Source organism: Streptomyces sp. NPDC091682, from assembly GCF_044756625.1.
In the GTDB taxonomy this organism is placed as follows: domain Bacteria; phylum Actinomycetota; class Actinomycetes; order Streptomycetales; family Streptomycetaceae; genus Streptomyces.
Genome location: NZ_JBIVTH010000002.1, coordinates 407,147 through 419,867, shown reverse-complemented (window position 1 = coordinate 419,867; position 12,721 = coordinate 407,147). Strand labels below are relative to the sequence as shown.

The following is a 12,721-nucleotide window of genomic DNA, read 5'->3' as shown; positions in this document are numbered from 1 at the left end:
ACCCAATCGTGAATTCATGACATGCTGAACTGATGGCAGGCCCGGGCACCGGAGCGGGGCGGCCCTGGCCGGAGGGCCGCCCCGCGGTGTGGGTCGTTCGTCAGCAGCAGGGCTTGCTGCCGCGGTTGGAGCCCTTCTTGCGGCGGGCCCGCTTCTTGCGTGCGCGCTTGGACATGTCCGTGTATCCCTTCAGGCGGTGTGGCCGACGAGGAGGTCGGCGAGCTTGTTGAGGCGCTTGATGGTGCGTTCGTCGGTCGCGGCGGGAGCCGGGGCCACGCGTTCGTCGCGGTCGTAGTAGGCGCCGTTGGCGATTTCGGTGCCGGGGTCGCAGAGCGCCACGACATGGCGCGCGCCCTCCGCGGCCGATGCGCCTTCGTTCCCGTACAGCGGGAGGAGGCCCGTCTCGCACACGCCGGGGTTGACGGAGACCGCGGTGACGCGCGGCCCGTGTCAGACGGCCGGGCGGACAGCGGGCGCCGTCGGCTGCACCGGATTCGGTGGCCGATCGTCGTGGCGTGGACCGCTGTTCATGACCCCATCCCAGCGCATCCCGGGCGGCGGGACAAGATCCCGAACGCGTCCTTGACAGCCTTCTGACGTGCGTCCGATGACACGACGCGCGTGCATTCGTGCACGTCATCAACGGCGCGTCAAAGATCGACGACTCGATGGAAGGAACGCGTCAGGACGTGTTGCCGCAGCCGTCGGCCGGTCACAGACTGATGGTGCGACGGAGCCGGGTGACGGCCCGGTGGCGCGCGGCCGGACGGTGGTGACCTGAACACCGCCGAGACGACGCATCCCGTCCCGCCCGTGGGGGGTCCGGCCGGATGCGACCGCGCGTCGGTCAACCGACGCACAACACATGAGCCGCCCGGAATCCGGCGTGGGGGCGCCGGATCCGGGCGGCTCGCGTGCAGCCCTTGCCCGTTCCCGCCCCATGCGAACGAATTCCGTCACGGCGGAATCAATTGCCCGTAAGGGGCATTGAGAACGGCCCCACGGGGCTGTGGGATGGATGCCATGGGAATGGCCGGCGCCTCGACCCGCGGGTTCCGCCTTCGGAACCGTTGAGCGTGCGCCGCGCTGTCCTCCGGGCGCTACGGCGCCGTTAGCGACCCTGCGGCCGGCCGTGCCGACCACCGGCCGCCCGCAGGTTCCTCCGCTCGTGCGAGCGGGCCGGCCGGCTGCTGGGCTGGCGGATGGGGTTCCGGGTGCAATGCCTGCGCTTCTTCCTCAGCGGCCAGGGGGGAAGTCGCCCCGGTCACCGGCGAGGTCATCCGGGAAGCCGAACCGGACCGCTCCCGCCGCCACGTCCACGCCGGCTGACCCGCCCGCGTCAAAACGCCGACAGAAAGCCCGCCCGACCCTCGCCATGATGAGAGTCGGGCGGGATCCTCACTGATGTGACCACTCGCTCGCGCCCCGACCGCACCGTTCGTCGGGCCGTACTCGTCCTCGCCGCGGCCGGCCTGACCCTCATCGCCACGGGCGCTGCCCTCGACGCCCTGTGGCTGCTCGGCATCGGCGTCTGGGCGGTGATCGCCGCGATCGTGATCGAGCTCGTCTACCGCCCCTAGGCCGTCTCTTCCGGATCTTGTCGGCCGAGCCCGCGGCGTCCGGTGCCATGGGGTCTCCCCAGGCCCGCCAGGGCCGAGGAGAAGGCCGGCAAGGCGGAGGGGCGCCCGTGTACTGGACGTACTCGGGCGCCCCGACAACGCGGCCGGGTGCGGTGCCGGGCGTCGCGGGCCCGGCAAGGTCCGGAAGAGACGGCCTAGCTGCCGATGTCCCGGCTGCGGAGGTCTTCCAACGTCTCGCGTCGTACCAGCACCCGGGACGTGCCCTCGTGGACCGCGATCACCGGGGGACGTCCCACCATGTTGTAGCCGGAGGCCATGGACAGCTGGTAGGCGCCGGCCACCGGTACGGCCAGCAGGTCACCCGGGTGGACGTCGCCCGGCAGTTCCACATCGGCTGCGAGGACGTCACCGGCCTCGCAGTGCCGTCCGACGACCGTGGCCGTGCAGGCGCCGGCGCTGGAGTGCCGGCCGATCAGGCGGGGTGCGTAGCGCACCCCGTACAGGGCAGGTCGCGGGTTGTCGCTCATGCCGCCGTCGACGGCGACGAACACCTTCTCTCCGGTGTGCTTGACGGCGAGCACACGGTACAGGGCGATTCCGGCAGGACCGGCGACGGCACGCCCCGGCTCGATGACGAGCCGGGGCACGGCCAGGCCCGCGGCGGCGCAGCTGTCGCCGAGCTCGGCGCGGAGGCCGCGGGCGAGGGCGGTGAGGTCGAGGGCGGACTCTCCGGGCCGGTAGGCGATCCCGTGGCCACCGCCCATGTCCAGCTCGGGCAGGACGATGCCGTGCGTGTCGCGGATGCGGGCCATCAGCCCGACCATCCTGCGCAGGGCGACCAGGTAGGGCTCCACCTCGGTGATCTGGGAGCCGATGTGGCAGTGCAGACCGGTCAGTTCGAGCTGTGGCTGGCCAAGTATCCGCGCTATGGCCTCCTGCGCCGATCCATCGGTGAGCGACAGGCCGAACTTCTGGTCCTCCGTGCCGGTGCGGATCTTCGCGTGGCCCCCGGCAGAGACCCCCGGCACCACCCGCACCAGCACCTTCTGGTGCCCCTCCGGCCCGACGGCGGCCGCGATCCGGGCGATCTCGGACGGACCGTCGATGACGATGCGACCGACCCCGAGCCGCAGTGCCGTCCCGATGTCCCGGGGCGACTTCGCGTTGCCGTGCAGCACGATCCGCTCGGGCGGGAACCCGGCCGTGACGGCGAGCTCCAGCTCGCCGGCTGAGCAGACGTCCAGGCCCAGTCCTTCCTCCTCCACCCAGCGCACCATGGCGCGGCAGAGGAAGGCTTTGGCGGCGTAGAGGACGTCGGCCTCGGGAAGGGCCGCGCGGTAGGTGCGGCACCGCTCGCGGACCTCAGCCTCGTCCAGGACGTAGGCCGGGGTGTCGAAGCGATCGGCGATCTCCGTCAGGGACACCCCGCCGACGGCCACGTCGCCGTGCCGGAGCCGGGTGGTGGAGGCGGGCCACACGGACAGTTCACCGGGACCGGCCGGAATCTCCGAGAGGGAGGCGATGGTCATGGTGCGATTCCCTTCAGACGGTCCGGGCAGGGGTCTCGGGAGCCTGCGGGACGGGAGCGGTGACCGCCCCGGCAACCTCCCCGCCGACCGTCCCGGTCACCGCAGGTGCGGTGAGGGTCGGGTCGACGGTCAGCAGCGATGCTCCGAGCGGTTCGGCCATCGCGCGGAGCGCGGACTCGGCGAGCCGGATCCAGGGCTGGCCGGCGCCGAGCGCCGCGGCCAGCCGTTCGGCACTGGTGAAGCCCACAGCGGTACGTGCTCCCAGCGGGGTGCGGAACATGCGGACCACCACCTCCGTCCTACCCGGCAGGACCGGCACGTACAGCGGCCCGGCCGGGACACGTTCTTCAGGCTCCGGGTCGTCGTCGTACTGGAACAAACACATGAGGCCCTCCCGTAGGAACCACGAGTGACGGTTGAGGCCCCGGACGCGGGGAGGCAGCCCAGGGCACGACACCGAAGCTATCCCCGCCTGAACGCACCTGCGGCCACCCCATGACGGGACCTTGACGGCGGCGGGCCGAGTCCATACGGATCACTGACGCTCCGCGCGCTCGGCCGCATCAGGGCCCCGTCCTGGCGGTCCCACCGTCCCCGCTCCAGGCCGAGCTGGAAACCGTGCACCGCCGCAATGCCTGGAGGATTCCCCTGGACCCGCGCGAACTGGCCCCGTGAGCCTGCAGCACCGGGGTCCTGCGCCCGCCGACGGCACCCTGCTGCCCAACGGGTGCTGCAATCCGGTTCCGGGTGGAGCGAACCCTCCTGGTCGTGCCCGCGGAAGAGCGCGCCGGGCCACGAAGGCCCTCCGATTCCCTCCCCGGAACTGCCTCCGACGACCTCGTCGGTGGATCCGAGCATCGCAGGGGACTGCGGTGCACTGCCGTACGGCGGTCTGCGGTCGAGGGGCTCAGGCGGGCTCGGGGGCCCGGCGGCGGGTGCTGATCACCACGAGGCCGCCGATCACCGCGAGGGCCGTCAGGACGGCGGCGAAGACGGTCGCCCCATTGGTCAGGCCCACGGCGTCGCTCAGGTAACCGGCGGAGACCGGAAGGATGCCGGCGGGGAGGTAACCGCCCACATTGAGGGCCGCGTTGGCCTCGGCGAGCCGCTGCGGCGGCACAGTGGAGTTGAGCAGCGAGAGCCCGCCCAGCTGGCCCGTCCCCTGCCCGGCGCCGGCCAGCAGTGCGGAGGCGATGAGGACCGCCACCGACGAGGAGTGCACGGCGACGACGAGGGCGGCCATGCTGAGGGTGGTGCCGGCCGCCCCGGTGATCAGGATGGTGCGGCGGCGCAACTTCTGGACGGCGAACTGCACGCCGGTGGCCGAGAGGAACATCGCGAAGGCCATGACCCCGGCCACCACCCGGCTGGTGGTGCCGAGCAGGCCCGACAGGAGTGAGGGGCCGAGTGAGAGGACGAACGAGGTGGCGGTGATGCCGGGGGCGAACACCGCGATGCCCAGGATGAGTTGCAGGCCGTTGCCCTTCGGTACGCCCGGGATGCGGACCCAGGCGCCCTTCGGGGGTGTGGTGGGCCGACGTACGGGCATGCGCAGCACCGCGAGGATCGCGGTCGCGAGCAGCACGATCTCGATGATGAAGACGGTGGTGGTGGGGGCCGGCGCCGTTTCGGACAGGATGCCCGCGAGGAGCGGGCCGAGGCCCGCGCCGAAGACCATGGCGCACGAGGCGAGCAGGGCGGCGAGGCGCTTGCGCGCCCGCCCGGCCACATCGGTCACCGCGGCCATGCCGGCGGAGACGACGGCGCCGACGGCGATGCCGGTGAACAGACGGGCCACGATCAGCGCGGCCACCGACGAGGCGGTCGCGAAGATCACGCATGCCGCGACGCCGAGGGCGAGGGCGGGGAGGAGTACGGGCTTGCGGCCGAGCCGGTCGGAGGCCACGCCCGAGACGAGCAGGGACCCGAGCAGTCCGACGATGTAGAACGCGAAGACCACGGTCAGGGTGCCCTTGGAGAAACCGATGTCCTTCTGCCACAGCACGTACAACGGGGTGGCCGCGTTGGACAGGATGAACACCGCGGTGACGGGCCAGGCGGCCAGCCAGACCCACCAGGTGGGCGCCGGGGTGGCCGTGGCAGGGCTCGAACCCTGTGCCGTTTGCGCCGCTTTGGTGCGCCGCGCTCCGCTCGCCGCGTACGTGGGCACCGTTCGACTTTCCGACATGAGCGTTTCCTCCGTCGAGGCATGTACGAGTTAAGTCGAACTTAGCATGTTGTACGATTTAAGTCGTACATAGGATTCGGGTTATGAGGAGTGGCCTATGTCCGCGACAACGCGATCAGCGACCACCATCAAGGTGCTGCCGGAGCCTGCCGGGCTCCCGGAGCCCCTTGCCGAACCGGCGGTGGGCGAACTGCGGCTCGAAACGGTCCTGGGGGCGCTGAGCGATCCGCTGCGCCTGGGGATCGTGCGCAAACTCCTCCTGGAGTCCGAGGAGTTCGACCATTCCTGCGGGTGGTTCGGCCTGGACCGACCCAAGTCCTCCCTCACCCATCACTTCAAGGCGCTGCGCGAGGCGGGCATCACGAGGCAGCGGCAGTACGGACTGGAGCGGCGCAGCCATGTACGCGTCGACGACCTCGACGCGCGCTTCCCCGGACTCCTCGACCTCGTCGCGGACTGGACGCCCGCCCCGCGGTAGCGGGGCGTGGCGGGCTCGCTGCAGTACCTCGTCCTCCTGGTCATCTCAGCCCTCGCCCTGCTGGGCGGGGCGGCAGTAGCGGCGGATGAGCTCGGCATGCGCGGGGAAGCGCGCGATGAGCTCCTCGGGCCGGCCGAGGGTCATGTCGGCGTAGTCGAAGCCGGGCGCGACGGCTTCGCTGATCAGGGCGTGGTCTCCAGCGGTGAGGTGGGAGGCCTTCCAGATGCCTCCCGGCACGGCGAGGGTGAGGAGCTGTCCTTGGCCGGGGTCCGGCCCGAGGACGGCGGTGGAGTGGCGACCGTCGGGGTGGAGCAGGTGGTAGGTGATGGGTTCGCCGTGGTGGTGGAAGTGCAGGATGTCGGACCGGTTCAGGTGCCAGTGACCGATCGGGGACCAGTGGGTGAGCAGGTAGTGGATGGAGGTCAGCGTGTAACGGTCCCCATCGGGTGTGCGGATCCGGCGGCGGTGGTCCGCCTGGAAGGTCCGGCGGAAGTACCCGCCCTCCACGTGGGCTTCCAGGCCGAGGGCGTCGATCCACTGGTGCGCTGTGAGCACGCTGTCCTCCTGCAGTCGTTGACGGGGTTCTCCTGGCGCCCGCGCGCTGTCCGCGACAGGGACAGCAGTGAGTAGCCGAAGCCGACGGAGACGCTTCACCGGCCGGGGAGCGCGGAGACTCTCGCTGCGCACTGTACGACGACGCCTGGACGCCATGGTTGAGGATGCTTCCCGGTTCGGCCAAGGCCCGGCCGCGGGGGCCGGCTGACCGCAGGCAGCAGCACCCCATCGCTCACGCCTCGCCGGGATCCGGGTGCCGCACGGCCGGTCCGCGGCCTTCGACGGCCACTCGGCAGCGCATCGTCCGATGCGGGCTACGAGGTGCGTTCCTTCCAGGAGCACGGCCATGCCTTGGCCGCCGGCGGCGACGACGGTGATCAGGGCGGTGATGAGGCCGTCGTGGCGCAGAGTGGTCACTGCGGTGGTGGTCAGCAGGGCACCGGCGGCGTCGTAGGGCTCGCCGAGGGCGATGGAGCCGCCGTGCGGGTTCATCCGTTCCGGATCCAGGCCCGGCGCGGTGCAGTAGGCGAGGATCTGTGCGGCGAACGGTTCGTTGCCGGCGAAGGTGTCGATGTCCGCGAGGGTCAGACGGGCCCGGGTGAGGACGGTCCTCGTCGCAGTGACGGGTACGGGTACGGGCCTTCGGTTTCGGGAGTGCCGGCCCCGACGGGGGTGGCCGCGATCCGGGCCAGCGGGATGTGGCCGTGGGTTCGCTCACCCCGGTGCGGGGGCAGTCGTCCGCTGTGATCGTCGCGCCGCGACGGGCGTGTGGCCCTCCGCTCTGCCGCCCCGTCGGCGGTCACTCGATGTCGGGCGGCCAGCTGGCGCGGTCGCGGAGGTGGTGGAACTCCGGCAGCTCGGCGGCGAGGACGTCGAAGTGCGGGAGCGGGGCCCACAGGCTGCGCTCGCCGATGACGTAGAGGCGGCGTTTGGCGCGGCTCGCGGCGACGTTGAGCAGGTGCGGGGTGCGGGCCGCCCAGTCGCGGGCGCCGGGCCGGCCGCCGCCGAGCACGAGGACGACGACGTCGGCTTCCTTGCCCTGCGCCCGGTGGACGGTGGCGCAGCGCTCCTCGATCAGTTCCGACGTCCAGCCGTCACGGCCGCGGCAGATCTTCTGGCATTCGGCGACGAGGGCCCGGAAGGGGGCGATGACGCGCACGCGCTCGACGGCGACGCCGTGCCGGTGCAAGTGGCCGAGGACGAACTCGAAGGCTCGGCGGTCGCGGTCGCCCCATGGCGCATCGGACGGACGGGACGGGTCGTCGGTGTTGAGCCAGCGGCTGGGTAACAGCCCGTCCCGTTCCGCATCGGGGAACGCCTTCTGCCCGGTGCCGTGGACCATGAGGCCGCCGTACGCCACCTCGTTGCTGACCGTGAACATCGGCTCTTCGCAACGGCGGTGCACGCGCAGCGGCGAGCCCACCCAGACGTGCTCGTCGCTGGTGTCCGGGGCCGGCAGGTAGGTGCCGTAGCGGTTGGTCCGGTCGGCGACGGCCTGGGCCGAGGTGGCCGACGGCAGCCAGTGCTCGTCGACGCCATAGGCGCGCAGCAGCCGGCGCTGGAGGGCCTCGGGCATGGTGACGACGGGTTCGAGCTGGAGCGGATCGCCGACCAGAACGGCCCTGCGGGCGCGCCACAGTGCGCCGGCGGCGGCCTGCGGGGTGGCCTGCCCGGCCTCGTCGACGAGGACCCAGCCGATGGACTCCCGGCCGAGGCGGGCGAACATGCTCCCGATGGAGGAGAAGGTGGTCGAGACGACGGGCACCAGGAGGAACAGGGTTTGCCAGGCGTGCGCGACCTCTTCGTCGGGGACGGGCCCGTTGGTCCCGGCCATCAGCTCCATGAGGACCTGGAGGTTGCCGCGGACGTTCTTCGCGGCCCCGGCGACGAAGGCGCGGTGCAGGTCGAGGGCGCGTAGGAACAGGTCGCAGCGCGCGGTGGACCAGGCCCCGTCGGACCAGGGCGAGCCGAGTTCCTGATCGGCTTCGTCGAGGTGAGCCCAGCCGAGCGGCAAGGACGGCAGCGTCCGCGCCGCCTCGCGCAGTTCGCGGTGGCGGCCGTCGAGTTCGGCCACGGCGCCCCGAAGATCGCGGCGGGACGAGTCGGCGGTCTGTCTCGCCTGCCGAAGGGAGGCGGCTGCCGCGGACTCCCGTGCGCTCGCCGCTCGTTCGTGGGCGAGGGCGGCGGTGAGGCTGGTGGCTGCCTCGTCGACGGCGCTGCCGGACCGGGCGTGCCAGCCGGCGGCCAGGGATTCGGTGCGCACGGCTTCGGCGACCTGTTCCAGGGAGTCCTCGAGCGCGGTGCGCTGTTGGACGAGCAAGTACGCGATCTCGGCCCGAGCGTGCTCCTGCTGCCGTTCGGCGGCCTGCCGGTCGGCCGTGCTCTGCAGCAGGCGGCGCAGCCCGCCGCGAAGGCCCCGCTCGACGGCCGGGGGTGTGTCGTGGCGGGCGGTGAGGGCGGTCACGTACTCGCGCTGGTGCGCGGCCAGTTCACGGGCGGCCGACAGGTTCGCGCGGGCGGTGGCCAACTCCTGGCGGGCCCGCGGTACGTGCTCCGAGGCCGTCCGGTGTCCGGCCTCGGCCGCCGCGGTGGCGGTCCGGGCGCTGGCAGTGGCGGCGGTGGCCCGGTCCAGGACCGCAGCGGCGGCGGCCACCTGCTGGTCGGCCCGGGACACGGCGGCTTCCAGGTCCGCGATCCGCTGCCCGGCCGACGGGGACTCCACGCCCGCCAGCACCCCGGCCAGCCGGGCGCGCCCGGCGCGCAGCCGCTCGACCTCGATCTGGGCGGTACGGAACGCGGCAACGGCGTCAGTCCACGAGGGCACGGGCCGGGCGGGCCGGGCGGTCACGGCCGCGACCTGGTCCGCCTGGGTGAAGAGACCGCGGCCACCGGGCTGTGGCTTGGGCGGAATCCAGTCGCTCAGGACCTCCCGCATGCCGCGCAGCGGCGGCAGCTCCGCGGCCTTGCGGGCGTCGGTCTCCTTCTCCGGCAGCCGGCCCCACCAGAACCGCTCCCCGAACTCCTTGCGGTTGGCCTTGTTGCCGAGCACCGCCGCGATCAGACCCCAGGCCGGCCCGCCAAGGAGCGCGGAGGCGAGGTCGGAGAAATGGTCGGGGCCGTTGTGCCAGTGATCGTCGAGCGCACCGATGCCGGGCAGCTCGGCGGTGATGTTCTCCACGGCGCCGTTGTTGGACGAGGTGACCACGATCTCGAACCCGGTCAGCCGAGGGTCGAGCCGCGACACGAAGCGGGCGTGCCTGCCCTGGCGGTCCTTGCCCCGCCACGCCGGACCGGTGAACGCCTGCGAGGGCCGGTCGAACGCGGCCAGCACCGCCGCCCGCTCGACGACCAGGGCGGCGACCAGGTCGCGCAGCATCGTGGTCTTGCCCGTGCCGGGCGGGCCGTTCACGGAGAACGTCCCGCCCTCGGTTCCCGCTCGGTCGGCGAGCATGCGGTCGACCGCGAACTGCTGGCTCAGCGCGAGCGGGAACCGAGCGGGTGCGGGCCAGCGGCCGGCCGGAACCAGATCCGGAGCCACCCCTTCCAGAACGACCCCGCGCTCCCGGCGCACGTCCGTCCGCGCCCCCACGTCGACGGCGTCGAGCTCGGTCAGGTACGCCTCCAGCGCCGGGCCGATCCCCTTCCCGACCGCCGCGGACACCCGGGCCAGATCAGGGGGAAGCAGACTGTTCAAGAACGGCGCGGCGGCGGCGACCTTCGCCTGCGGGTCCCGCGGCCGGTGGACCAGCCTGCTGCGCACCCGGACCACCTGCGGCCGCAGGTGGTCCTGAACCCCGCACAGGTCGGCGATCTGCGCGGTCAGGGCGACCAGATCGGCGACCCCGAGCGCACGGGGACCGGCGCCAGCCCCGTACCCCGCCGACGTGTCCGGACCATCGGGCGATGCCCCCTCGGGAACACCCTCGGCGCCGTCCGGCCGCCCGGACTCCACCTGTTCCTCGGCGGGGCGGCGGGCCGCGACCCAGTCCGCAGCGCGGCGAACCAGGGGCTCCGCCGCGCCCTGCAGCGCGGCGCCGGCGACCTCGCCGAACAGGGCCCCGACCGCCCCGACGGCAGCGCCGCCCAGGATCTCGGCGAGCAGCCGTTGCCAGCCGCCGCCGGCCGCGCCCGGCGCTCTCGCCGCACCCTCGGAGCCGGGCCACCGCTCGTACGCCGTTCCGGCGGCCGGCGCGGTGGGGCCGTAAGGGATCGCGGTGGCCGTGAGCTCGTCGATCGCCCCGCCGAACGCGTCGTCGAGCTCCTCGAATCCGTCCAGCCAGCCAGGTGCGGACGGCCCCGGATCGAACAGGCGGCCGGTCGCCCAGGCGCACGCGGAGATCACGGACGTGTCCTCAAGCGGTCGGCCCTCGTCGTCCAGGACCAGCGCGAACATCGCGCTCTGGCCCGACAGCACCAGCTCGGACTGCGGCACACCGGGGTCGGGATCGGTCCCCGCGGGCAGTACCGCGATCATCGCCTGGCGGAGCAGCTCCAGGTCGAAGACCCCGCAGTAGACGTCATGCCGCCACATCCGGCCGTACGGTGCCCGCCGTGCCCCCGTCTCCGGATGGTCCGGATCCCACGGCAGGAGCGGTGGCACCCGGCCCGGCTCCGGCGCCAAGTCGACCACGTACTCCTCCCGCGGCCCGGAGCGCGCAGCGGGCCGCCGACGGGGCGGAGCCGGAATGGTCGGCGGGCTGAACAGCTCGATCGCACGCCAGCACTCCAGCAGGGCCTCCCGCCGACGGTCCCGTGTGTGTCTGCTCCGCACCCACTGCCCCCGTCTCGCTCGTGCGGCATTCTGCCGCTCCCCTGAAGATCAGCCGTATCGCCGAATCTACCGGACCGTCATCGGGTCGAGTCCCGATCAGCGGGGCCTGCGGCGCCGGAACGCCCAGGGGCACAGGGCCGGTTCGGCCGAATCGGGCCCGGAGCGGGAAGGCGCCAGGGGCGTGGTGGAACGCCTGTGGGCCCCCACTGTCGGGAGCAGTCAGGGGGTGCGTGCTTGCCCGACGGGAGGGCTACCAGCGCCGACAGGACCGGGGGCGTGCCGTCCGGAGCGCTTGTGCGGCCAGGCCCACGTCGAGGATCTTGGCGGCTTCGCCGATGGAGCCGGGCCTGAGGTGGCGGTAGGTCTTGAAGCTGATGTCGAGGCTCTTGTAGCCCACCGCCGACGCGGACGGCTCGTTCCTCCGCCCGCCTGGGAACACGGCCGGCCCCGCCACGGCCCGTTCCCCCCGGCTACGGGTGTTCGGCGCCGCCCGCCTGCGCTTCATGAGGGTCGCCGGCAGGCGGGTTCGCGGCCCGCAGTTCCCGCCGCAGGGCGCGCAGCGCGGTACGTTCCGCTGCGCGACGCCGCAGCCAGGCACGCCGTCGCTCGCGCGTGATGACGAACAGAAGGCCCAGGGCAAGGAGGCCGCCGATGGTGAGGGCCGCGGTGAGCCAGGGGAAGTAGGACAGCCGGACCGTGTTGCTGTCCACGGTCTTCGCCGCGCCGCCGGGAACCGTGGCGGTCACCGAGGCGGTGACCGCGCGGCGGCCGAGGGCGGGGAGGTCGGCGAGGCGGCCGGTGATGGTGGCACTGCCGCCGGGGATCACGTAGATCCCCGTGGGGGTGAGCGGGACGGTACGCGCGGAGCTGCCGCCGGTGACGTTCAGCGTTCCGGCGAGGGTGTAGAGGACGTTGCCCGTGTTGCGTACGGTCACGGTGAATTCTTCGCCGCCGCTCACAGGCCGGTGTTCCAGTTCCGAGAGGGAGACCTGGAGGTCGGCGGTGCCGGGGACGGTGAGCTCGACGAGCCGGGCGATACGGGTCTCGGTGTTCACGCCGCCGCTGACCGCGGGGGTGCGCAGCGCGGTGACCAGGCTGCCGAGATAGCTGCCCGGCGGGGTGCCGTCGGGGACCGTGAGGGAGAAGCGGACCGTGGCCTTGCTCTTCGGCTGCACGGTGACGGTGGCCTCGGAGTCCAGCTTCAGCCAGGCACCGACCGCGCGCATCTGCTGGCCTTCTTGCGCGGGGGCCAGGCCGCCGCCGGCCGCGTTGGCGACGTCGGCGCCGTAGACGTGGAAGGTCCGGGCCTCGTCGCTCTCGTTGTAGATGACCGCGGAATCCTCGATCCGGGCGCCGGCCTTCAGCGCGTACCCGAAGTGCCCGCCGGTCAGCGTCGTCAGACCGTAGAGCCCGGCCTGCACGCCGAACGGCGCGCCTGCCGCCGACTCCGGCGGAGCGGGCGACGGTACGGGGGCCGGCGCTGCCTGCGCGCCCGGCGCCAGAGCGAGCACGAGGCCCGTGAGGAGGAGGCCCGTGAGGAGGAGGCACCACAGGGCGCGGAACCGTGCCCGGTGCGTGGCGGTGGCGCCGCCCTGGGCGCGCAGACAGCTGTTCATGGGA

At 72.8% G+C, this 12,721-nt stretch carries 9 protein-coding genes and 3 pseudogenes; 3 read left to right on the top strand and 9 right to left on the bottom strand.

The features are described from left to right. Positions 1 to 189 precede the first annotated feature (189 nt). Positions 190 to 444, bottom strand: a pseudogene (locus tag ACIQK6_RS06245) (short-chain dehydrogenase); the annotation flags it as partial. Between the two features lie 962 nt (positions 445 to 1,406). Between ACIQK6_RS06245 and ACIQK6_RS06240 the strand changes: the two are divergent. Beyond that, positions 1,407 to 1,580, top strand: coding sequence for a hypothetical protein (locus ACIQK6_RS06240; RefSeq protein WP_329096163.1), 174 nt, complete (start codon positions 1,407 to 1,409; stop codon positions 1,578 to 1,580). A gap of 194 nt (positions 1,581 to 1,774) precedes the next feature. Here ACIQK6_RS06240 and lysA read toward each other — a convergent pair whose 3' ends face one another. Next, positions 1,775 to 3,109: a diaminopimelate decarboxylase gene (lysA, locus tag ACIQK6_RS06235; RefSeq protein ID WP_329096161.1), complete on the bottom strand. Its 1,335-nt coding sequence runs from the start codon at positions 3,107 to 3,109 to the stop codon at positions 1,775 to 1,777. A 13-nt stretch (positions 3,110 to 3,122) separates the two neighbouring features. After that, positions 3,123 to 3,494 carry an SAV_915 family protein gene (locus tag ACIQK6_RS06230; protein ID WP_329096159.1) on the bottom strand — a complete coding sequence of 124 codons (372 nt, stop codon included), beginning with the start codon at positions 3,492 to 3,494 and terminating at the stop codon, positions 3,123 to 3,125. A 185-nt stretch (positions 3,495 to 3,679) separates the two neighbouring features. Between ACIQK6_RS06230 and ACIQK6_RS06225 the strand changes: the two are divergent. After that, positions 3,680 to 3,784 (top strand): annotated as a pseudogene (locus ACIQK6_RS06225) (universal stress protein); the annotation flags it as partial. 232 nt (positions 3,785 to 4,016) lie between these two features. On the opposite strand, the gene ACIQK6_RS06220 reads toward ACIQK6_RS06225, so the two are convergent. Further along, positions 4,017 to 5,297 (bottom strand): MFS transporter, encoded by a 1,281-nt coding sequence (locus ACIQK6_RS06220; protein WP_402694417.1) that lies wholly within the window; start codon positions 5,295 to 5,297, stop codon positions 4,017 to 4,019. A gap of 97 nt (positions 5,298 to 5,394) precedes the next feature. On the opposite strand from ACIQK6_RS06220, the gene ACIQK6_RS06215 reads away from it, so the two are divergent. Further along, positions 5,395 to 5,775, top strand: a complete 381-nt coding sequence (locus ACIQK6_RS06215) for an ArsR family transcriptional regulator (protein WP_329096155.1) — start codon at positions 5,395 to 5,397, stop codon at positions 5,773 to 5,775. A gap of 45 nt (positions 5,776 to 5,820) precedes the next feature. Here the strand turns inward: ACIQK6_RS06215 and ACIQK6_RS06210 are convergent, their stop codons facing one another. The 5 genes and pseudogenes from ACIQK6_RS06210 to ACIQK6_RS06190 form a co-directional block, all read right to left on the bottom strand. Next, the gene (locus tag ACIQK6_RS06210) at positions 5,821 to 6,330 is read right to left on the bottom strand and encodes a cupin domain-containing protein (protein ID WP_329096153.1); all 510 of its coding nucleotides are present in this window, start codon (positions 6,328 to 6,330) and stop codon (positions 5,821 to 5,823) included. A 342-nt stretch (positions 6,331 to 6,672) separates the two neighbouring features. Further along, positions 6,673 to 6,945 (bottom strand): annotated as a pseudogene (locus ACIQK6_RS06205) (hypothetical protein); the annotation flags it as partial. 184 nt (positions 6,946 to 7,129) lie between these two features. After that, entirely contained in the window at positions 7,130 to 10,960 is a 3,831-nt protein-coding gene (locus ACIQK6_RS06200; protein WP_402694416.1) for an AAA domain-containing protein, read from the bottom strand. 391 nt (positions 10,961 to 11,351) lie between these two features. Further along, the gene (locus ACIQK6_RS06195; RefSeq protein ID WP_402694415.1) at positions 11,352 to 11,498 is read right to left on the bottom strand and encodes a hypothetical protein; all 147 of its coding nucleotides are present in this window, start codon (positions 11,496 to 11,498) and stop codon (positions 11,352 to 11,354) included. A gap of 73 nt (positions 11,499 to 11,571) precedes the next feature. After that, positions 11,572 to 12,717 (bottom strand): hypothetical protein, encoded by a 1,146-nt coding sequence (locus ACIQK6_RS06190; protein WP_329096147.1) that lies wholly within the window; start codon positions 12,715 to 12,717, stop codon positions 11,572 to 11,574. Positions 12,718 to 12,721 lie beyond the last annotated feature (4 nt).

Bases quoted from the DNA above. Each gene is read 5' to 3' on its own strand.
- lysA (WP_329096161.1), bottom strand. From the start codon at position 3,109: ATGACCATCGCCTCCCTCTCGGAGATTCCGGCCGGTCCCGGTGAACTG.
- ACIQK6_RS06230 (WP_329096159.1), bottom strand. From the start codon at position 3,494: ATGTGTTTGTTCCAGTACGACGACGACCCGGAGCCTGAAGAACGTGTC.
- ACIQK6_RS06220 (WP_402694417.1), bottom strand. From the start codon at position 5,297: ATGTCGGAAAGTCGAACGGTGCCCACGTACGCGGCGAGCGGAGCGCGG.
- ACIQK6_RS06215 (WP_329096155.1), top strand. From the start codon at position 5,395: ATGTCCGCGACAACGCGATCAGCGACCACCATCAAGGTGCTGCCGGAG.
- ACIQK6_RS06190 (WP_329096147.1), bottom strand. From the start codon at position 12,717: ATGAACAGCTGTCTGCGCGCCCAGGGCGGCGCCACCGCCACGCACCGG.